The 20562-nt window shown below is 72.0% G+C and carries 20 protein-coding genes and 2 pseudogenes; 14 read left to right on the top strand and 8 right to left on the bottom strand.

Annotated features, from left to right (window positions below; translation table 11 throughout):
* The first annotated feature begins 138 nt into the window (after positions 1-138).
* The 5 genes from IG99_RS20465 (at position 139) to IG99_RS20445 (ending at position 4412) form a co-directional block, all read left to right on the top strand.
* Positions 139-702 (top strand): DUF5134 domain-containing protein, encoded by a 564-nt coding sequence (locus IG99_RS20465; RefSeq protein ID WP_037676037.1) that lies wholly within the window; start codon positions 139-141, stop codon positions 700-702.
* 112 nt (positions 703-814) lie between these two features.
* Entirely contained in the window at positions 815-1750 is a 936-nt protein-coding gene (locus tag IG99_RS20460) for a M56 family metallopeptidase (protein WP_037676209.1), read from the top strand.
* 353 nt (positions 1751-2103) lie between these two features.
* On the top strand, positions 2104-2775 hold the full coding sequence (locus tag IG99_RS20455; RefSeq protein WP_037676036.1) for a phosphatase PAP2 family protein: 672 nt from the start codon (positions 2104-2106) through the stop codon (positions 2773-2775).
* A gap of 125 nt (positions 2776-2900) precedes the next feature.
* Positions 2901-3611: an HAD family hydrolase gene (locus IG99_RS20450; RefSeq protein ID WP_037676035.1), complete on the top strand. Its 711-nt coding sequence runs from the start codon at positions 2901-2903 to the stop codon at positions 3609-3611.
* A 123-nt stretch (positions 3612-3734) separates the two neighbouring features.
* Entirely contained in the window at positions 3735-4412 is a 678-nt protein-coding gene (locus IG99_RS20445; RefSeq protein ID WP_037676033.1) for a TetR/AcrR family transcriptional regulator, read from the top strand.
* Here the strand turns inward: IG99_RS20445 and IG99_RS20440 are convergent.
* Positions 4400-5827, bottom strand: coding sequence for an LVIVD repeat-containing protein (locus IG99_RS20440; protein ID WP_037676031.1), 1428 nt, complete (start codon positions 5825-5827; stop codon positions 4400-4402). The two genes, IG99_RS20445 and IG99_RS20440, sit on opposite strands and share 13 nt — an antisense overlap.
* A 149-nt stretch (positions 5828-5976) precedes the next feature.
* On the opposite strand from IG99_RS20440, the gene IG99_RS20435 reads away from it, so the two are divergent.
* Both IG99_RS20435 and IG99_RS20430 read left to right on the top strand, forming a co-directional pair.
* Positions 5977-6636, top strand: coding sequence for a DUF305 domain-containing protein (locus IG99_RS20435; protein WP_037676030.1), 660 nt, complete (start codon positions 5977-5979; stop codon positions 6634-6636).
* A 125-nt stretch (positions 6637-6761) separates the two neighbouring features.
* Entirely contained in the window at positions 6762-8105 is a 1344-nt protein-coding gene (locus IG99_RS20430) for an FAD-dependent oxidoreductase (protein ID WP_037676028.1), read from the top strand.
* Positions 8106-8125: 20 nt separating this feature from the next.
* Here IG99_RS20430 and IG99_RS20425 read toward each other — a convergent pair whose 3' ends face one another.
* Positions 8126-8479 carry an ArsR/SmtB family transcription factor gene (locus tag IG99_RS20425; protein ID WP_037676027.1) on the bottom strand — a complete coding sequence of 118 codons (354 nt, stop codon included), beginning with the start codon at positions 8477-8479 and terminating at the stop codon, positions 8126-8128.
* A gap of 120 nt (positions 8480-8599) precedes the next feature.
* Between IG99_RS20425 and IG99_RS20420 the strand changes: the two genes are divergently transcribed.
* Positions 8600-9679 carry an NADH:flavin oxidoreductase/NADH oxidase gene (locus IG99_RS20420; RefSeq protein WP_037676208.1) on the top strand — a complete coding sequence of 360 codons (1080 nt, stop codon included), beginning with the start codon at positions 8600-8602 and terminating at the stop codon, positions 9677-9679.
* 34 nt (positions 9680-9713) lie between these two features.
* Here the strand turns inward: IG99_RS20420 and IG99_RS20415 are convergent, their stop codons facing one another.
* From IG99_RS20415 to IG99_RS47695, 3 genes are all read right to left on the bottom strand, one after another.
* Positions 9714-10271, bottom strand: a complete 558-nt coding sequence (locus tag IG99_RS20415; RefSeq protein ID WP_078947804.1) for a DUF2087 domain-containing protein — start codon at positions 10269-10271, stop codon at positions 9714-9716.
* Between the two features lie 157 nt (positions 10272-10428).
* Entirely contained in the window at positions 10429-11724 is a 1296-nt protein-coding gene (locus tag IG99_RS20410) for an extracellular catalytic domain type 1 short-chain-length polyhydroxyalkanoate depolymerase (protein ID WP_037676022.1), read from the bottom strand.
* A 120-nt stretch (positions 11725-11844) separates the two neighbouring features.
* Complete coding sequence (locus IG99_RS47695; protein ID WP_234311903.1) at positions 11845-12213, bottom strand: non-reducing end alpha-L-arabinofuranosidase family hydrolase; 369 nt, start codon at positions 12211-12213, stop codon at positions 11845-11847.
* Positions 12214-12564: 351 nt separating this feature from the next.
* Between IG99_RS47695 and IG99_RS20405 the strand changes: the two genes are divergently transcribed.
* Together IG99_RS20405 and IG99_RS20400 are read left to right on the top strand one after the other, a co-directional pair.
* On the top strand, positions 12565-13542 hold the full coding sequence (locus tag IG99_RS20405; protein ID WP_037676021.1) for a pectate lyase family protein: 978 nt from the start codon (positions 12565-12567) through the stop codon (positions 13540-13542).
* A gap of 39 nt (positions 13543-13581) precedes the next feature.
* Positions 13582-14391 (top strand): pectate lyase, encoded by an 810-nt coding sequence (locus IG99_RS20400; protein WP_037676019.1) that lies wholly within the window; start codon positions 13582-13584, stop codon positions 14389-14391.
* Positions 14392-14484: 93 nt separating this feature from the next.
* On the opposite strand, the pseudogene IG99_RS20395 reads toward IG99_RS20400, so the two are convergent.
* Positions 14485-14895, bottom strand: a pseudogene (locus IG99_RS20395) (PaaX family transcriptional regulator C-terminal domain-containing protein); the annotation flags it as partial.
* Here IG99_RS20395 and IG99_RS50400 point away from each other — a divergent pair.
* Positions 14832-15104: pseudogene (locus IG99_RS50400) on the top strand (DNA alkylation response protein); the annotation flags it as partial. The pseudogenes IG99_RS20395 and IG99_RS50400 overlap by 64 nt on opposite strands.
* A gap of 342 nt (positions 15105-15446) precedes the next feature.
* Here IG99_RS50400 and IG99_RS20390 read toward each other — a convergent pair.
* Positions 15447-16031: an Rv1733c family protein gene (locus tag IG99_RS20390; protein ID WP_037676018.1), complete on the bottom strand. Its 585-nt coding sequence runs from the start codon at positions 16029-16031 to the stop codon at positions 15447-15449.
* Positions 16032-16302: 271 nt separating this feature from the next.
* Between IG99_RS20390 and IG99_RS20385 the strand changes: the two genes are divergently transcribed.
* From IG99_RS20385 to IG99_RS20375, 3 genes are all read left to right on the top strand, one after another.
* Entirely contained in the window at positions 16303-17388 is a 1086-nt protein-coding gene (locus IG99_RS20385; RefSeq protein ID WP_051865673.1) for a WD40/YVTN/BNR-like repeat-containing protein, read from the top strand.
* A gap of 81 nt (positions 17389-17469) precedes the next feature.
* Positions 17470-18147: a uracil-DNA glycosylase gene (locus tag IG99_RS20380; protein WP_037676015.1), complete on the top strand. Its 678-nt coding sequence runs from the start codon at positions 17470-17472 to the stop codon at positions 18145-18147.
* A 314-nt stretch (positions 18148-18461) separates the two neighbouring features.
* Complete coding sequence (locus IG99_RS20375; RefSeq protein ID WP_037676014.1) at positions 18462-19382, top strand: sirohydrochlorin chelatase; 921 nt, start codon at positions 18462-18464, stop codon at positions 19380-19382.
* Positions 19383-19485: 103 nt separating this feature from the next.
* On the opposite strand, the gene IG99_RS20370 is transcribed toward IG99_RS20375, so the two are convergent.
* Positions 19486-20520, bottom strand: coding sequence for a lactonase family protein (locus IG99_RS20370; protein WP_037676011.1), 1035 nt, complete (start codon positions 20518-20520; stop codon positions 19486-19488).
* Between the last annotated feature and the right edge of the window lie 42 nt (positions 20521-20562).

Here is a 20562-nt window from a genome sequence, read left to right as displayed (position 1 = left end):
ACATTGTCCGCCGCCGGGCTTCACTCTCCATCTGCCGTGCTCCGGCAAATGCTCCCCGTGTACATCCATGCGCTCGCGTGCGCGACGGGTGACCCGGGCATCGCATCCGGTGACCGACCGTCGAGCGGGGAGGTGCGTGTGACCGGACCGGCTTCGCCCGGCTGGCTGCTGGTCGCGCTGTGCGCGGCGACCGGCGTCTATTGCCTGTCGCGGCTGCGCAGCAGCGTCGAGGAACAGCGCCGGGCCGCGGGCGGCGAGGCGCTGATGGGGTTCGGCATGGCCGTGATGGCCGTTCCCGGGGCGGTGTTCACGCCCCCGCCCTGGGCCTGGCCCGTCTACGCGGCCGTGTTCGGCGGCGCCGCCCTGCGTGCCCTGTGGTCGGCGCGAACGGGCCACCGTCATCTGCATCATGCGCTGGGCGCGGCGGCCATGGTCTACATGGCGGTCGTGATGGCGGACTCCCCCGCGACCGCCACGGCGGGCCACGGTCACGGACACGGCGGTGCGGGAGTGCCACTGGTGACCGGTGTGCTGCTGCTGTACTTCGCCGGGTACGTCCTGGTCTCCGGCGTCCGGCTGCTCCCCGTGGCCGTCATAGCCGGGGGCGGCACGCCGGCCGGCTGGAGCGACCGGCCGGAGCTGGCGCGGGCGTGCCGGCTGTCGATGGGGATCGGGATGCTCGCGATGCTCCTGACGCTGTAGGGACACGGAGACGTCCGCCGCGTGAGGCCCGGCTACCGACAAACGTGGGCTGTGTCACTTTGCCGTGACAAGCCGTACCCGTGCGTAGCCCGGCGCTCGTAGGGTGCTGCTCATGATGGTCCCCGCGCTCCTGCTGCTGCTCGGCGCCCTGACCGCCGTCGCCGCCCCACGCTTTCTCGCCCGGGCCGAATGGCCGGACCGGGAACCGGTGGTGGCGCTGTGGGTCTGGCAGTGCGTGGTGGCGGCGGTCCTGCTGTGCTGCGCGCTGTCGATGACGCTGAGCGCGGCGGCCGCCTGGCAGGCGGTGCGCGGCCATGTGTTCGCCCCGGCGCCGCAAGGGGTGGTGGAGGCCTACGCGTTCGGCGCGACCGGCTCCTGGGCGGCGGCCACCGCCGTGGCTCTCGCCTGTGGTGCCGTCTGGACCGCGGCGATGCTGATCCGCGAGATCGTGCGGGCGCGGGCCCGGAGCCGGCAGCGACGGGATGAAGTCCTGCTGCGTGCGCCGCTGTTGCCGGGTGAGGAGCCCGGTACCGGTCGGCTGGTGGTGCTGGAGGGCGAGCGGCCGGACGCCTGGTGGCTGTCGGGTGCGGCGCCCCGACTCGTCGTCACCACGGCCGCGTTGCGCCGCCTGAAGGGTCGTCAGCTGGACGCGGTCGTCGCCCATGAAGAGGGCCACGCGCAGGCCCGGCACGACTGGCTGCTGCACTGCTCGGCCGCCTTGGCCGTCGGGTTCCCGCAGGTGCCGGTGTTCGCCGCGTTCCGTGACGAGATGCACCGACTGGTCGAACTCGCCGCCGACGACATGGCCTCCCGCCGCTTCGGCCGGGTGACGACGGCGCTGGCCCTGGTGGAACTCAACGAAGGCCGGGGAGTGTTCGGCCCCGGCCCCGCCCCGCAAGCCCACGTCCCCCAGCGGGTGCACCGGCTGCTCACTCCCCCGGGCCGGCTCACTGCGGCACGGCGGCTGCGGCTGACGGCGGCCGCGGCGCTGGTACCGGTGGTTCCGGTTCTGGTGGCGTTCGTTCCGGGGCTGCGGGCACTGAGCTGAGGCGTCTGGGGCCACACGTCGCCCAGCGCAGGAGTTCGCTCGGAACGGAGGGCACCTCGGGCCCCGAGCCCACGTCTGGTGGCGCAGTCCGCCTGGGACCCGGAGTTTCGCCTCGGGCCACACGTCGCCCAGCGCAGGAGTTCGCCTCGCCCCGGCCTCCGCCACGGGCCGGGAGCCCGACTCGGACCGGACACCCGACTCGGACCGGACACCCGACTCGGACCGGACGCCCGCCACGGACCGGACACCCGCCTCGCGCCCAGAGTCGGCCAGCGGCCCATGTCACCGCGGACCAGAAGCCGCCTCACCCCCGGAGTTCGCCTCGTGGCACCCAATTCGGCGAGGATCGAAGCATGCACACCTCGTCCGTCGACTCCCCGCCCCGCCCGCCCGCCGCCCGTACCGCCGCCCGCTCGGCGATCGTCCTGGCGCTCTGCTCGGTGCTGCTGCTCCTCCTCGTCGCGGCCGAGTGGCACCCGTTGATCTCCACGGACGGCGACATCTCCCGCACGACCCACCGCTGGGCGGTTGACGACCCGGACGCCACTCAGGCGTTCCGCGTCCTGACCGACTGGGTCTGGGACCCCGTGACGATGCGTATCCTCGCCGCGGCCGTCGCGGTGTGGCTGATCTGGCGCCGGCGGGAGTGGTGGACGGCCGTGTGGCTGCTGGTCACGGCCGCGCTCGGAACGCTGATCCAGCAGGGTCTCAAGGCCGCCGTCGACCGACCGCGCCCGGTCTGGCCCGACCCCGTCGACTCCGCCCACTACGCGGCCTACCCCTCCGGCCACGCGCTGACGGCGACCGTGGTGTGCGGCCTCCTGGTCTGGCTGCTCCACCGCCATGGCGTCTCCCGCGCCCTGTGGGGTACGGCGCTGGCCCTCGCGGTCGTCTCCGTGGTCGGCGTGGGCCTGACCCGGATCTGGCTGGGCGTGCACTGGCCCTCGGACGTTCTCGGTGGCTGGCTCCTGGGCGCGACGCTGATCGCGACGGCGGTGGTGGCCCACGAACGCTGGCGGCCATGAGCCGACGGGCGCGGGCAACGGCGCGGGAAGCGGCGCCGGTACCGGTCAACCGGCCCGTTTTCGCGCACCCCCAGGAGTTACGGACCTTCCTGCGCGGGCGACGGTGACTCCCTAGGATCACCTCCATGACCGCCGTACTGTTCGACTTCTCCGGAACCCTCTTCCGCGTCGAGTCCGCCGAGTCCTGGCTGCGCGCCGCGCTGGCCGAGGCGGCGATCGTGCTCCCCGAGGGGGAGTTGGCCGAGACGGCGCGGGCGCTGGAGGTCGCGGGGGCTCTGCCGGGCGGGGCGAACCCCGTGCGGCTGCCCGAGGAACTCGCCCGCCTGTGGGAGATCCGGGACGAGAGCGCGGAGCTGCACCGCGCCGCGTACACCGGCCTCTCGCGCCGGGTACCGCTGCCCGACCCCGCCCTGCACGACACGCTGTACGACCTGCACATGAGGCCGGCCGCCTGGTCCCCGTACCCCGACGCCGTGGAGGTGCTGCGGACGCTGCGCGAGCGCGGGATCCTGGTCGGCGTGGTCAGCAACATCGGCTGGGACCTGCGGCCGGTCTTCCGCGAACACGGTCTGGACGCCTACGTCGACGCCTACGTCCTGTCCTACGAGCACGGCATCCGCAAGCCGGACCCGCGTCTGTTCGAGGCCGCGTGCTCGGCACTCGACGTCGATCCACGGCGGGTGCTCATGGTCGGCGACGACCGGCGGGCGGACGGGGGCGCGGCCGCGCTGGGCTGCGAGGTGCACTTCGTGGACCACCTGCCGGTGGCGCAACGGCCGGACGGCCTGCGGCCCGTACTGGAGCTGGTGGGCCGGCCCGCCGGGGAATGGGCCTGACCGTCCTGGACGATCCCCCGCGTCGCCCAGGACGGACGGCAGCCCGGTCGCTCCCCGCGAGGGGGTGGACCGAGACGCGCTGAGTATAGTTGGCTGGCAGCCAGTCAACGCAGGAGTTACAGGATGTCCCCGCGCAGCGCCTCGGTCAATGAAGAATTGCGACGGCGCTCCCGCGAGCGTCTGCTCCAGGCCGCCGTGGAACTGGTCAGCGAGCGCGGCTACGAGGCGACGACGCTCGGCGACATCGCGGACCGGGCGGGCTCGGCGCGCGGCCTGGTCTCGTACTACTTCCCCGGCAAGCGTCAGCTCGTGCAGTCGGCCGTGCACCGGCTGATGCACCGCACGCTGGAGGAGGCGCTGGAGCGGGAGCCGCGTACCGACGACGGGCGGGAGCGGATGGCGCGGGCCATCGACGCGCTGCTGGGGCTGGCCCAGGACCAGACGGTGCTGATGCGCCAGCACATGGCGGGCCTGCTCCAGGCCGAGGGTTTCGTGCAGTGCCCTGAGCAGCACCGCCTGGCCGAGCTGCTGCGGGACACCGTCGCACGGCACGGCTCGAAGGACGTCGACGCCGACTATCCGATGCTGCGCTGTCTGCTGATGGGCGCCGTCTACGCGATGGTGCTGCCGAACGTACCGATGTCGATCACGACGCTGCGGGCCGAGCTGTTCGCGCGCTACCGGCTCGACCGGGGGCTCGGTACCCCGCCGGAGACCACGGCGGTCTCCGGCGAGGCGTGTGGAGCGGATCTGTCACGGTTCTTCGCGACGGGCAGCGAACCGGACGCTCAGTCGAAGTAGTCCGGCTGGGTCTGCACGTTGAGCTCGCGCAGCCGGACGTGCTGCGCGGGGTCCGTACGGCGGTCCCGGATCTTCAGCACGTCGAGCCCCTTGGCCATGTCGTTCGAGTAGATGTGGCCGTTGTAGTAGTACGCCGACCAGGAGCCGCCGCTGGTGAGCCGGTCGGTGGCCAGCGGACCCCGCTCGAAGTAGGCGATCTCCTTCGGGTGGCTGGAGTCGGTGAACTCCCACACGGAGACACCGCCCTGGTACCAGGCCTGGACGACGATGTCCTTGCCCTTGACCGGGATCAGCGAGGCGTTGTGTGCCACGCAGTTCTCGGTGTCGGACTGATAGCGGGGGATCTTGAAGTAGCTGCGGAAGACCAGCTTGCGGTGGTCCCCCCTGCCGACGATGTCGTAGATGCCGTCGGCGCCCCGGTTCGGTCCCGTCGCCTCGTTGCAGGTCGCCGCGCCACCACCGCCGAGCTCGTCGTTGAACACCACCTTGTCGGCCTTCTGGTTGAAGGTCGCCGAGTGCCAGAACGAGAAGTTGACGTTGTCCTGCACCTGGTCGATGACCTTCGGGTGCTCGGGGTCCTTGATCGAGAACAGGATCCCGTCACCCATGCACGCGCCCACGGCCAGGTTCTTGGAGGGCAGGACCGTGATGTCGTGGCAGCCGGTGGTCTTGGAGACACCCGGGTTGGTGGGTCCGCCCGGGTTGCCACCGCCGTCGGGGCCCTCGCCGGGGAACAGCACCGGGAAGCCGACGACCGCCGCCTTCTCGGGGGCCTTGCGCGGCACCTTGATGACCGAGATGCCGTCGTGCGGCGGCCGGCAGTCGGGGTAGGTGGCACTGGGAGAGTACGAGGAGACGTAGATGTACACGTTCCTGCGCTCGGGCACCAGCGTGTGGGTGTGCGAGCCGCAGGCGGTCTCGACGGCGGCGACGTACTTCGGGTTCGCCTTGTCGCTGATGTCGAAGATCTTCATGCCCTCCCACGACGACTTCTCGGTCGCGGGCTGCGAGGTGCTGTTGCAACTGCTGTCGCTGCGCGAGGAGTCGGTGGACAGGAACAGCAGGTCGCCGGAGACGGAGACGTCGTTCTGCGAGCCGGGGCACAGCACCTGGGAGACCGTCCGCGGTGCCCTCGGGTCGCTGATGTCGAAGATGCGGAAACCGTCGTAGTTGCCGGCGAAGGCGTACTTGCCCTGGAAGGCCAGGTCCGAGTTGGTGCCGGTCAGGGCGTCCTTGGGGACGTTGGCGAGGTGCTCGATGTTGGCCGAGTGGACGATCTCGTCCTGGCCGGGTAACTCCTCGTCCGCCGTCGCCCCTGCCGGGCTCGCGCTGAGCAGCGCGGCGAGGAGTCCGGCCGCCAGGGCGAGGACTCCCACGGATCTGCGCCGCGTTCGGGGGTGGTTCAACAGGATCACTGCGTCCTCCCTATCGCCGCTCGGACGGGAGCGGCACACGGTCCTCCGAAGTATCGTCTTGGTCATGCACAGACCAAAAGAGGGCATGGGTCGGAAACACCGCGACCACGCACGGACCGCCCTCAACCCGCCTTCTCCAGGAGGTCGTTGTGCTCTTACGACGTGGGTCTCGCGCCGCTCTCGCCGCGGTCGCGCTCACCGCGCTGACCGGGCTCGGGATCACGGCCTGTGACTCCGGTTCGCGCGCCGCGCCGGACGGCGGCAGCGGGCCCTCGATCCTCGTGCCGGGCGCTCCCGGCGAGGCGAACCGCACCCTGTCCGCGCAGGAGGCCGCAGGTCAGCGCGCGGACGACGACAGCCCCAACGCCGCCGACCTCGCCTACGCGCGCCGCATGATCGAGCACCACGCCCAAGCCTTGGAGATGACGGAACTGGCGCCGGACCACGCCGGGTCGGCGGGCGTGCGCCGGCTGGCCGCGCGGATCGCCGCCGCGCAGGGCCCGGAAATCGAGATCATGAAGAGCTGGCTCAAAAGCCACGGGGCCGAGGCCGACGGCCCGGGCGGTGGCCACGAGCACGCCTCGATGCCTGGCATGGCGACCGAAGCCCAGCTGAAGAAGTTGCGCGCGGCCCGGGGGAAGGCGTTCGACCAGCTCTTCCTCACCCTGATGATCAGCCATCACGAGGGGGCGATCACCATGGCCGTCGACGTCAAGTCGGAGGGCAACACCGTGCGGATCGAGGAGATGGCCGACGACGTGGTCGCCCAGCAGACCAGCGAGATCACCCGGATGCGGGCGATGGAATGAGCATCGACCCTGCTCAGCGGCGCGGCACCCTGTCAGTGGGGCGCTCCCGGTGCGATGCTGGACGCGTGAGCGATCTCCTCTGATTCCCCGGGGCCGCCGGGCCCCTCGAGAAAAGGGGTTCCGCCGTGCTGCGTGTCGCCGTGGTCGGCTCCGGGCCGAGCGGGGTCTACACCGCCCAGAGCCTCGTGGACCAGGATCCCGGGGTGCTCGTGGACGTCCTGGACCGGCTGCCGTGCCCGTACGGCCTGGTCCGCTACGGCGTGGCGCCGGACCACGAGAAGATCAAGTCACTGCAGAACAACCTGCGCACGGTGCTGGAGCACGAGCGGGTGCGGTTCCTCGGCGGGGTGCGGGTCGGCGCCGAGGGGGTGCCGGCCGACCGTCTGCGGGAGCTGTACCACGCGGTGGTGTACTGCGTCGGTGCGGCGACCGACCGCCACCTGGGGATTCCCGGCGAGGAACTGCCGGGCAGCTTCTCGGCCACGGAGTTCGTGTCCTGGTACAGCGCGCACCCCGACTCGGTGGCGGGCCGCTTCGTGTCGGCGGTCCGTTCGGCCGTGGTCATCGGCGTGGGCAATGTCGCGGTCGACGTCACTCGCATGCTGGCCCGGGGCGCGACGGAACTGAGTCCCACCGACATGCCACAGGCGGCGCTCACCGCGCTCGCCGCCAGCCGGGTGACCGAGATCCACATGGCGGGGCGGCGCGGACCGTCCCAGGCCCGCTTCACCACCAAGGAGCTGCGCGAGCTGGGCGCCCTGCCGGACACCGACGTGATCGTGGACCCGGCGGAGCTCGCCCTCGACCCCGCGTACGCCGACCCCTCCGGCCTGCCCGCTCCCCAGCGCCGCAACGTGGAGGTGCTGCGCGGCTGGGCCGAGCGGCCGCGGACCGGTGCCCCGCGCCGGATCCGGCCGCGGTTCTTCCTGCGCCCGGTCGAACTGCTCGCCGAGGGAGGCCGAGTGGCCGCCGTGCGCTTCGAGCGGACGGCGCCGGACGGGCACGGCGGGGTGACGGGCACGGGCAGGTACGAGGACGTCGAGGCGCAGCTCGTGATGCGTTCGGTGGGCTATCGCGGGGTCCCCCTGGAGGGACTGCCGTTCGACGCGGGGCGCGGGATCGTGCCGAACCTGGCCGGGAGGGTGCTGCGCGAGGGGGGTGTGGCACCGGGCGAGTACGTGGCGGGCTGGATCAAGCGGGGCCCGACGGGCGTCATCGGAACGAACCGGCCGTGCGCCAAGGAAACGGCGACGTCCCTGCTGGCGGACGCCTCCCTGCTGGTACGCAGGGAGCTGCCGAACGATCCTGCGGCGGTGCTGCGGGCCGAGGGTGTGGAACCCGTGGAGTGGGCGGGGTGGCTGGCCATCGAGCGGGCCGAGGCGGAGCTCGGGGCATCGCTCGGGCGGGGCGTGGTCAAGCTGCCGGACTGGGAGTCACTGCTGGCGGCGGCGCGGGGGTCCGTGTCGTAGACCCGCCCACGCAGTCGGCTTCAGCCGCCGCCGAGCCGGCGTGACTCGCGGGCGGCGGCTCCGAGGAGGGTGTCGAGGACCCCCGGGAAGAGAACGTCCAGATCGTCGCGGCGAAGGCCGTTCATCTTGGCGGTGCCCCGGTAGATCTGCCGGATCACGCCGCTCTCGCGCAGCACCCGGAAGTGGTATGTGGCGGTGGACTTGGTGACCGGCAGGTCGAAGTGCGAACAGGACAGCTCGTCGCCGTCGGCGGCGAGCTCTCGTACGATCCGCAGCCGCAGCGGATCGGACAGCGCGTGCAGCACGGCCTCCAGCCGGATCTCCTCCCGGCCCGGATGCGGCAGGTCACGGCTGCTGGCGACAAGGGTGGTCACGGCGGCTCCACTGCTCGGGGAGGTGCCATTGTACGAGTGTCTTCGTAGTTTGACATCTGCCGTACTACGGTGTCTATCGTACGAGTCCCGACCACCGGCCCGTGACGAATGGAGTCCGCCGTGAGCGCGCTCTTCGAGCCTTTCAGCCTGCGCGAAGTGACGATCCCGAACCGGGTGTGGATGCCTCCGATGTGCCAGTACTCGGCCGCGCCGGAGGGCCCGGACACCGGCGCGCCGGCCGACTGGCACTTCGCGCACTACGCGGCGCGGGCGGCGGGCGGGACGGGGCTGGTCATCGTCGAGGCGACCGCCGTCAGCCCCGAGGGCCGGATCTCACCGTACGACCTCGGCATCTGGAACGACACCCAGGTCGAGGCGTTCCGGCGTATCACCCGCTTCCTCGCCTCGCAGGGCACGGTGCCCGCGGTCCAGCTCGCCCACGCCGGGCGCAAGGCTTCGACCGACCGGTCATGGACGGGCGGCGCGCCGGTCGGGCCGGACACGCACGGGTGGCAGCCCGTGGGGCCGAGCGCCCTCGCATTCGACGAGCGGCACCCGGTGCCGGACGAGCTGACGGTGGAAGAGATCCGGGACATCGTCGGCCAGTTCGCCGACGCGGCCCGCCGGGCCCTCGCCGCCGGTTTCGAGATCGTCGAGATCCACGGCGCCCACGGCTACCTGATCAACGAGTTCCTCTCCCCGCACTCCAACCGCCGCACCGACGCGTACGGCGGTTCGTACGAGAACCGCGTTCGCTTCGCCCTCGAAGTCGTCGACGCGGTACGGGAGGTCTGGCCGCAGGAAAAGCCGCTGTTCTTCCGCGTATCGGCCACCGACTGGCTGGAGGAGGGCGGCTGGACGGCGGACGACACGGTTCGCTTCGCCGCCGAGCTGCACGCCCACGGCGTCGATCTGCTCGACGTCTCCACCGGCGGCAACGCCTCCGACGTACGCATCCCCACCGACCCGGGGTACCAAGTGCCCTTCGCCGCCCGGGTGCGGGCCGAGACGCCGATGCCCGTCGCCGCGGTCGGTCTGATCACCGAGGTCGAGCAGGCCGCGAAGATCGTGGCGAACGGCGAGGCGGACGCGGTGCTGCTCGGCCGCGAACTGCTGCGCGACCCGTCGTGGGCCCGACGCGCGGCACGGGAACTCGGGGCCGAGGTACGGGTGCCGGAGCAGTACCACCGCTCCGTGTGACGCGTTTTTGGGGCTGAACGTGCCGTGGCCCCGCTCAGCCGGCCTGCGCGGTGCCCTCGGGCGGGCGTCGGTAGACGCCGTCGTGGCGGTGCAGGTGATGCAGGTCGACCAGGTAGCGGCGCAGGGTCACGTGGTCGACCTGTCCGCCCTCGCACCAGACCCGGAGCCGGTCGTTCACCTCGCGTTCCGTGTACGCCCGGTCCGGCTCGAAGGTGCGCTGCGCGACATGGCGAAGGACGAGCGTCTTGCGGTTCCACTGGGCCGGCAGCCGCACCAGCCGTCCGTCGCGCACGAAGGTGCGCAGCACCATCTCGACGCGCTCGTCGCCGGAGCCGTGGTCCTGCTCCGGCCGGGGCTCGGCCGCGTCGCGCGCGAGGCCGCGCAGACGGTCGTACGACACCCTGAGGCCACCGTCCGTCGCCGTGACGACCCCGCCGTCCTGGAGCCGGCGCAGCGCGACCAGGGCGTCCCTGGCGCGCAGCCCCGCACGCTCGGCGACTTCCTCGGCGCTCGCGGCGCCCAGCGCCACGGCGGCGAAGGCCCGCGTACGGTTCTCGTCGGCCAGCAGCCCGACCACGTCGTCGGAGGTCATCCTCGGCTCTCTCCGTCCATCCCGAGCGGGGCTGGCGACCGGCCCCGCGCATCCGATCCCGGGGACGCTACTCCTCCGCCCGCTCCCCCGCCCGGCAATTCCCGCGGGCGGCCCACTCGGACCGCCCGCGGTTGATGATCCGTCAGTTCCGGCGATTCTACGAGCAGGCGTCCCCGTTGAGCGTGAACGAACCGGGTGCCGCGCTGTTGCCCGTGTGGTTCGCCTGGTAGCCGATGGTGACGCTCGCGTTCGGCGCGATCGTGCCGTTGTACGTCACGTTGCTGGCCGTCACCGCGCCGGAGGCCGGACTGTACGTGGCGCCCCAGCCGTTGGTGATCGTCTGACCGGAGGGCAGGGTGAAGCCCAGCTTCCAGCCGTTGATCGCGGTGGTGCCGGTGTTGGTGAGGGTCACGGAACCGGTCAGGCCGGTGCTCCAGGCGTTGGTGGACGCCGTCACCTTGCAGGCGCCGGGCTGAGGCTGGGGGCCCGGGCCGGAGCCGCCGTTCAGGCCGAAGAACGTCAGGACGCGTTCCGTCATGCCCCACTTGTACAGGTCGTGGCCGACGCCCTGGAGGCTGACGGCCTCGACGGGGGCCTGGTCACCGGTGCCGCCGTAGCGGGTGCGGGTCCAGCCGGACTGGGGCGAGTCGGTGGCGGCCGGGGTCTGGCTGACGCCCTGCACGTTCGTCCACTGCTTGATCTCCTCCCCGAAGTTCGGATAGCGCAGGACGTCGTCCTGCGTGCCGTGCCACACCTGCATCCGCGGCCGGGGGCCGGTGTAGCCGGGGTAGGCGTTGCGCACCAGGTTGCCCCACTCCTGCGGGGTGTGGGTGATGCTGCCGCCGGAGCACTCACTGTTCCACTCGGAGCCGTTCGTGGTGGCGAAGCAGCCGAACGGGACGCCCGAGAAGGCGGCGCCCGCCGCGAACACGTCGGGGTAGTCGCCGAGCAGGACGTTGGTCATCATCGCGCCGGAGGAGATGCCCGTGACGAAGATCCGGCCGGTGTCGGCGGAGTAGGTGCGGGTGGTCCAGTCGATCATCGACTTGATGCCGACGGGGTCACTGCCGCCACCGCGCTTCAGTGCCTGGGGCGAGGAGACGTCGAAGCATTTGCTGCTGCGGGTGACCGAGGGGTAGACGACGATGTAGCCGTAGCGGTCGGCCAGTTGGGCGTACTCGGTGCCGTTGTACATGGCCGGACCGGAGCCCGTGCAGTAGTGCACGGCGACCACGACAGCCGGGCGGGGGGTGACGTTCGCCGGGACGTAGATGTACATCTGGAGGTTGCTGGGGTTCGCACCGAAGTCGGTGACCTCGGTGAGGGTCGCGGCGGGAACCGCGGCGGACGCCTGCGCGCGAGCCGGCGCGGTGGCCTCCGTGCGGGCGGAGGCGACGGGTGCGGTGAGGACGGTGGCCGCGAGTAACGGCACCAGCCCGGCGAGTACGGCCATGAGCACCGAACGCGGCGATCTCCTGGCCGGGTCGGCGGTGCGGGGGGTGGTTGACACGTTCTGTCCCTTCTGGGTAGCGGCTCGGGGGACGTCGTGCGGGGGTTCAGCAGGCGGGGTCGGTCAGGGGCACCAGACCCAGCGGCCAGGGGAGCTGCGAGTAGTCGCCGCTCGAGCCGGGGTCCATGCCGTGGTGGAGGAAGCGGAGCCGGCACGGGTCGACCGTGGGGGTCTGGTCGATTCCGCCCCGGGTCCACTCGCCGTGGCTGACGTCCTTCGTCCAGGCGGTTCGGCCTGCGGCGAGGTCACGTTGGTGGCGCGCAGGAACGGGTCGGCCTCGGTGTCCGCGAGCGGGGTCCAGGTGCCGCCCGGGCTGTCGGCGGTCGAGGCGTGGAAGTAGCGCCGCCGGTCGGACTTGGTGGCCAGTGCCTGGACGAGCATCAGGAGCAGCACCAGGCCGCCGGCGGACGGGCGCGGGCGCGGAGTGGGCATCGACTCGCCCTTCTCGGAAAGGGAAGCGTAGCCGCATGGTGGCATGGACACGACCGTCATGGAAGCGCTCCCACGCCACTCGGGGAATGCGGCTCCCCCTCACCAGGGCTGGCCGAATGTGTTCTGCGCAAAGCGTTGACTAGAAAGCGCTTGCCCCCTACGTTCCGTTCAGCAGTGTGACCCACCCCCACACGGCGGGTCGCCCAGCGGAGCTCCCATGACCCGGGGAAGTGCACTCCTCAGGGCACTGTGAGGTCCCGCCACCGTCACACTGCTCGCGCGCGGCAATCAGAATGGCGTACGACATTCACATACATGCCCCAGCTGAGTCCTCCGAAGGGACGCACCCGCATGCGTACAGGCCCCCCACGTACACAAGCGCAAAGCTCCGTTCTCGGCGCGACCGTCGCCGCTCTCACCACGGTCGCCGTCCTCGCCGTTCCCCAGGCGGCGGGAGCAGCCGAGAACTCACCCGTCGGGTTCGGCGCCGGGACGACCGGCGGCGGAAGCGCCTCGGCGGTCACCGTGTCGACGCTCTCCGCCTTCAAGACGGCGGTGACCGGGAACTCTGCCAAGGTCGTCCGTGTCAACGGCCGGATCACACTGAGCGGTCAGGTCGACGTCGGGTCCAACACGACCGTCCTGGGCGTGGGTTCGTCGTCCGGGTTCACCGGCGGCGGTCTGCGCCTGAAGAAGGTCACCAACGTCGTCATCCGCAACCTGAACATCAGCAAGCCGCTGGCGCCGTCCGACGGCGTGACGGTCGAGTCGTCCACGAAGGTGTGGATCGACCACAACTCCTTCTCGGCCGACCGCGATCACGACGAGGACCACTACGACGGTCTGCTCGACATCAACCACGGCTCCGACTACGTCACCGTCTCCTGGAACACCTTCAAGGACCACTTCAAGGGCTCGCTGGTCGGCCACAGCGACAACAACGCGAGCCAGGACACCGGCCACCTGAGAGTGACGTACCACCACAACCACTTCAGCAACGTCTACTCACGCATCCCCAGTCTGCGCTTCGGCACCGGGCACTTCTACGACAACTACGTCGTCGGCGCCGACACCGCGGTGCACTCCCGGATGGGTGCGCAGATGCTGGTGGAGAACAACGTCTTCCGCTCGACGAAGGTCGCGGTCACCACGAACCGCAGCAGCGACGTCGACGGCTACGCCAACCTTCGCGGCAACGATCTCGGCGGAGCCGCGACCGAGATCTCCCGGACGGGCACGTTCACCAGCGCTCCGTACGGCTACACCGCGGAGCCGGCCTCGTCCGTCGTCGCCTCGGTGACGTCCGGTGCGGGCGCCGGAAAGCTCTGACCTCCCCACATCTCCCCAACAGGAAGAAGGAATCGGGACATGACTTCTTCGTTACGCTCGCGCGGCCGCGTGCGCGCGCTGACCGGCGTGCTGGCCGCCCTCGGCCTGTCGGTTGGCATGATCATGACAGATGGTGCGCTGTCCACCCCGGCGAGCGCCGCCACCTGGCCCTCCGCCAACGGCAGCCAGGGGGTGTCCTCCACCATCCCGGTCTCGGGCACCAAGGACTACGGGATGAAGCGCCTGTACGGCACCGGCGACCTGGGCAGCGGCAGCCAGGACGAGGACCAGGGCCCCATCCTCGAACTGGCCCCCGGCGCTGTCCTGAAGAACGTCATCATCGGCGCACCCGCCGCCGACGGCATCCACTGCAAGGGCAGCTGCACCCTGCAGAACGTCTGGTGGGAGGACGTCGGCGAGGACGCGGCCACGTTCCGGGGCTCCTCGTCGTCCAACGTCTACACCGTCTCCGGCGGTGGGGCGAAGGAGGCCAGCGACAAGGTGTTCCAGTTCAACGGCGCCGGGACGCTCAACATCTCGAACTTCGCCGTGAAGAATTTCGGCACCTTCGTCCGCTCCTGCGGCAACTGCTCGACGCAGTACAAGCGGACGATCAACCTCAACACCATCGAGGTGAACTGGAAGGGCGGCAAGCTCGCCGGCATCAACACCAACTACGGCGACAGCGCGTCCTTGAAGAAGATCACGATCATCGGGGACAGCAGCAAGAAGATCATCCCGTGCCAGAAGTACATCGGGAACAACACGGGCAAGGAGCCGACCACCAACGGCACCAATGCCGACGGAACCTATTGCAAGTACGCCAGTTCCGACATCACCTACAGGTAGGCCCCCCACGGTGAAGGCGGCCGTACGGAGCGCTCCCCCCCCCCACGGCGCTCCGTACGGCCGCTGTGCCGTTCGCGACGCGGTCGGCCCGCCTCACGGCCACACCGCGTCGGTCACCTCCCGCTGGTAGTCCTCGTAGGCGGCCCTCAGGTCGGCGCCCGACCAGTCCTCGGGGAGGAGCCGGGGCGGGAGCACGGGGTCGGCGAGCAGGTGGCGTACGACGGCCGCGTAGGCGGTGAAGCGGTCGGCCGGGCCGGGCGCCCGGCCGATGTGCGCGAGCAGGGCCCGGGACGTCGCCGCCCAGGCGTCCAGCGGCCAGAGCGCGGCGGCCAGTTCGCGCTCTGGCAGGCCAGGGCGGGCGGTGTAGTGCTGGGCCACCTCGCGCAGGTCGTCCGGCAGGGCCCGGGTGAGATTGGCCGGGCGCAGCCAGACGCCCTCCCGCAGTTCCGCGAGGCGCAGGGCGGTCAGGCGCGTACGCAGTTCGGCGCGTTCGGCGGGGCCTCGCTCAGGGGTCGCAGACCGGCGCCCGGCGGCTGGTGGAGCTGATGGCCCTCGCCCTTCAGGGCGCCCTCCTGGTCCGGCACGCCCCCACTGCCGTCGCCGACGCCTTCTGCGCCACCCGGCTCGGCGGCGACTGGGGACACGCCTTCGGCACACTGCCCCACGGCGTCGACCTCGACACGATCCTCGACCGGGCCCTGCCCGGCCACTGAGGCGGAGCCGTTGTGGACATGCGCGGCCCGGTTGCCGGCCGCGCCGACCGGCCGGCGCGCTGCGCGCCGCACCGTCTTCCGGCCTCCGGCACCCTCGTCGGCCGGTTGCGTCGGCTGCGGCCCTCGGACGAAGAGGGCTCGCGGCTGCGGCCAACCCTGCACAGCGCGCTCGGCGACCAGGTGTCCGAGCGGACAGCTCCGACGAGGGGCGAACTCGCTTCCTCACGACGACACCTGGCGCCGTCCCTCGGGTACGGCAGCCACGAGGTCCACTCGGGCGAGCGGTTGCCGCGGGCCTGCCGGGAGGAAGATTGGCGGCGGGTGGGGCCTGACGCGCCGCCCTCAGCCCGTCTTGCGTCCCCACAGGGGCCCGAGCAGGGCCCACTCCGCGTCCCACTGGTCCATGCGGCGGCGTTCCAGGCGGCCGCGGAGGGCGCGGCCGCCGACGAAGGGGAGTGCGGCGGCGCTGACGCCGGCCAGGCCGCCGATCAGGGAGGCCCGCAGCTGGGCCTGGGAGATGGTGGCGGGCTTGGTCACCAGACGGCCCTGCGGGTCCGTCCAGACGGTGACCGGGGCGCCTTGCGCGCTGCCCGCCTCGACCCGGGCCTGGCCGGAGTGCGAGGAGCCGTCCGTCGCGGTCCAGCTCACCTTCGCCCAGACCCGTTCGCCGCCGCCCGCCCCCGGGCGCACGGGAGCCGTGCCGGGGGCCTGCTCGGTGAGCCGGGCCACGACGGGGCGCCACTCGACGCGTTCCCTGGCCAGTCCGTGCTCCACGGACCGGGCGGCCGTGAGGCCGGCGAGCACCCCGGCGAGGAGGGTGAACGCCCAGGCGCCGAGCAGCACCCAGCTCTCCACCGCGTCTGCACGGCGTTTGAGGGGATTGCGTCGCCACCGCCACAGCCAGACCTTCGGACCACGGAACGCCATCGCAGGCTTCCTCCTCACGAGCGCACGAACATCCCGACCGCCCTCCCATACGCGCGACGTCTGCGCGATGCTCAGGGCGAGTCCGCCGGTTCGAGGGTTCCTCGGGCCCCGCGGCCCCGTGCGCACCCTCTCCGACATGGCCGGTTCCCGACCCCCGCCGATGTGGTGCGGCCGCTCTGACCTGCGGTGACGCCGTTTGCGGGGGTGAGTGTCAGTGGCGGGGTGCAGACTGGCCGGTGTCTGGGACAAAGATGTCGCGGAGGTGATCGGAATGACCGAGGTACTGCTGGCCGTGGGCACCCGCAAAGGCCTGTTCATCGGGCGTCGGCGCGGTGGCGCGTGGGAGTTCGACGAGACGCCCTACTTCAACGCGCAGGCCGTGTACTCGGTCGCCATCGACACACGGGGCGACTCCCCACGCCTGCTGGCCGGCGGTGACAGCGCGCACTGGGGGCCGTCCGTGTTCCACTCCGACGACCTGGGCCGCACCTGGACCGAACCGGCCCGGCCCGCCGTCAAGTTCCCCCAGGACACCGAGGCGTCGCTGGAGCGGGTGTGGCAGCTGCACCCGGCCGAGGCGGAAGCGGACGTGGTGTACGCGGGCACGGAACCGGCCGCGCTGTACCGCTCGGAGGACCGCGGGGAGAGCTTCGAGCTGGTCCGTCCCCTCTGGGAGCACCCCACACGCTCGAAGTGGGTGCCGGGCGGCGGTGGCGAGGGCCTGCACACGGTGCTGACCGACCGGCGCGACCCGAAGGCGGTCACGGTGGCCGTCTCGACGGCGGGCGTGTTCCGCACGACCGACGGCGGCGCGAGCTGGGCACCGTCCAACCACGGCGTCTCAGCGGTGTTCCTGCCCGATCCGAACCCTGAGTTCGGGCAGTGCGTCCACAAGGTGGCGCGCGACGCGGCGACCCCGGACCGTCTGTACCTCCAAAACCACTGGGGCGTGTACCGCAGTGACGACGCGGGCGCGCACTGGACCGACATCGGGGAGGGGCTGCCCTCCACGTTCGGCTTCGCGGCGGTCGCCCACCCGCACCGCGGCGACACGGCGTACGTGTTCCCGATCAACGCCGACGCCGACCGGGTCCCCGCCGACCACCGCTGTCGTGTCTTCCGTACGGCGGACGCGGGCCGGACCTGGCAACCGCTCACGGCGGGGCTGCCCCAGGAGGACCACTACGGCACGGTCCTGCGGGACGCGATGTGCACGGACGACGCGGACCCGGCGGGCGTGTACTTCGGCAACCGCAACGGCGAGGTGTACGCGTCGGCCGACGACGGCGACAGCTGGCGGCAGTTGGCGTCGCACCTGCCGGACGTGCTGTGCGTGCGGGCCGCGGTCGTCGGATGAGCCGGACGACGTCCACGGCCAACCGCCGGGCCTTGGCCACCGGTTGATCCCCGCTGCCCCCACGGCAGTAGGGTGGCGCCCGTGGCACCACGACCGTTGCATGAGATCGTCGAACCGGGCTGGGCGAGCGCCCTGGAATCCGTCGCCGGACGGATCGCCGAAATGGGCGACTTCCTGCGCGCGGAGATCGCCGCGGGGCGCACCTATCTTCCCGCCGGGGCGAACGTCCTGAGAGCCTTCCAGCAACCCTTCGACGAGGTGCGGGTCCTGATCGTCGGGCAGGACCCGTATCCGACCCCGGGGCACGCGGTGGGGCTGTCGTTCTCGGTCGCGCCGGAGGTGCGCCCGCTGCCCGGCAGCCTGATCAACATCTTCCGGGAGCTGAGCACCGACCTGGGGCTGCCCCAGCCTTCCAACGGCGATCTGACGCCGTGGACCCAGCAGGGCGTGCTGTTGCTCAACAGGGCGCTGACCACGGCTCCGCGCAAGCCGGCCGCGCACCGCGGCAAGGGCTGGGAGGAGGTCACCGAGCAGGCGATACGGGCGCTGGCGGCGCGGGGCAAGCCCCTTGTCTCCATCCTGTGGGGCCGTGACGCCCGCAATCTGCGTCCACTCCTCGGCGACCTCCCTTCGGTGGAGTCGGCCCACCCCTCCCCCATGTCCGCCGACCGCGGGTTCTTCGGCTCCCGCCCGTTCAGCCGGGCCAACGACCTGCTGGTGCGGCAGGGCGGACAGCCGGTGGACTGGCGTCTGCCGTGACCGCCGCAGGCCCCGGCCGCGTCCGGCATCCTCGCCGTCGACTCGGGGGGCTCGGGTCCGCGGGCGGCGGCCCAGCCGCGGACAGGCTCACCCTGCCGGGTGACGACACGGTGCCGCACGTCGTGACCACGAAGGGGGAACGAGCAGGAGTCGGCGGGCACGGTTCGCGGGCATGGCCAGAGGCGCAAATCACCCGGAAAACACGCTGATCACTTCTGATCCGTACGTAACTCATCAGACAAAACCGGACGGATACCGCTCACCTGCACCCTCCCCGAACAGGGGAGCCCAAGAAACCAGTAACATGCGGCGCCATGAGCTCCCCCACTGGGCCCGCCGGCCTGCCAGTACGAATGCCGCGCCCCCGCCAGCCCGGGCGGCACCGCCGACCCGAGCCCATGGCGGCTCCCGAGGGCGCGCCCGCGCTCGTCCTCGCGGTCCCGGGCGCGCCCAGCGCCGCGACCCGCGGCCTCGCCGAGGAGGTCGTGAGCATCGCCCGCTCCGAACTCCCCGGCCTCGACGCCCGCATCGGGTACTTGGACGGGGACGACACGGAGTACCCCACGCTCCAGTCGGTGCTGGCGCGTTGCGCCGACGAGCGCACGGCCCGCTACGAGCAGGCCCGCGCCGCCGGTCTCGACGTCAGGGAGCCCGACGGCCCGGTCGCCGTCGTCGTGCCCCTGCTGGCCGGGCCGGACAGCGCGCTGCTGCGTCAGGTCCGCCAGGCCGTCATGGAGAGCCGCATCGCGGCCGACCTCACCGATGTGCTCGGCCCGCACCCGCTGCTCGCCGAGGCCCTGCACGTGCGCCTGTCCGAGGCGGGCCTGGCCCGCGCCGACCGCGCCCGTCTGTTCACCGTGGCGACCGCGGCGGACGGCATCATCCTGGCCTCCGTCGGCGGCGACGAGGCCGTGCAGGCGGCCGGGATCACCGGCATGCTGCTCGCCGCGCGCCTCGCCGTACCGGTGATGGCCGCGGCCCTGGACCAGGAGGGCTCGATCGCGTCCGTCGCCGATCAGCTGCGCTCCTCGGGCTCCCAGCAACTGGCGCTCGCGCCGTACCTGATCGGCCCGGAGATCGACGCCGCGCTGATCGAGGAGGCGGCCAAGGAAGCCGGCTGTGCGGCCGCCGACGCGCTCGGCCCGTACCCGGCCATCGGCAAGCTCGCCCTGGCCAAGTACACGACGGCCCTGGGCATCGCCCCGCAGCAGCCGCAGGGCGCCCCGGCGCGGTAGGCGATGCGTGAACGGTCGTACGACCGCCGTCGCGCCGGTCGTACGGCGAACCCGCTCCTCGGTGAGGAGCGGGCCCTTCGCTTTCCGGGGAACGGGTGGTCGGTCAGTCGAAGGCCACGCAGGACGCGGCCGGCACCTCGATCGAGCCGGTGCGGCGCGGCAGGCCCGTGACGGGGTCCAGGCGGAACCAGGTCACGTCGCCGGAGCGTTCGTTGGCGGCGTAGAGGAAGCCGTTCGACTCGGCGACGGCACGCGGCCAGTTGCCCCCGCAGGGCACCGTGCCGACCAGGCGCAGTCCCGCTCCCTCGACGACGAACACGGACAGGACGTCCTCGCCCCGGGTGGCGGTCCACACGAAGCGGCCGTCCGGGGACACCACGATGCCCGACGGGTAGGCGTCGCCGGACGGGGCTCCGGGGAGCACGGGTGTCTCGTCCAGCGGCTTGAGCAGACCCTGGGCGGGGTCCCAGTGGCAGACCGTGACGGTGGGGGTGAGTTCGTTGACGACGTACACGTGCTCGCCGTCAGGGTGGAAGGCCAGGTGGCGTGGTCCTGAGCCCGGTCGCAGGGCGATCTCCCGGTGCAGGACGGGGCTGCCGTCGGCCACCGTGCACACCCGGACCGAGTCCGTGCCCAGGTCGACGCTGACGGCCCAGCGGCCGCTGGGGTCGCTCCGCACCTGGTGGGCGTGCGGGGCCTGTTGGCGGGGTGTGTGCGGCCCGCCGCCGGTGTGCCGGAGCACGCCGGACGGGGCGGGTGCGAGGGTTCCGTCGGCGCGGACCGGGACGGCGGTGACGCTGCCGGAGCCGTAGTTGGCGGTCAGGACGTGTCCGTCGTGCAGGTCGAGGTGCGTGGGCCCGCTGCCGCCGACCGGGACCGGAGGCCCGGCGAGCTCCGGCTTCCCGCCCGTGAGCCGGTACGCGGCCACCGCGCCCTCGGCCGTCTCGCTGACGGCGTAGAGCATGTCCCCGCCCGGCGCGAGCACCAGGTACGAGGGGTCGGGCAGGCCGTCGACGCTGCTCAGGACGGTCAGGGCGCCGGTGTCCGGATCCACGGCGGCGGTGACCAGCCCAGGTCCGCCGGCCGCCGTGAACGACCCGATGAACGCCCTCCGCAGCCGCGTGCCGCCCTCTGTCACCGCGGTCCCCTCTCGTTGGGTGCTGTCCAGGGGGTGACGGTA

Origin of the sequence: Streptomyces griseus subsp. griseus (assembly GCF_000720255.1) — a bacterium.
Classification (GTDB): Bacteria; Actinomycetota; Actinomycetes; order Streptomycetales; family Streptomycetaceae; genus Streptomyces; species Streptomyces griseus_I.
The sequence above is the reverse complement of the archived record's forward strand: the minus strand, read 5'-3'. Positions and strand labels throughout refer to the sequence as shown.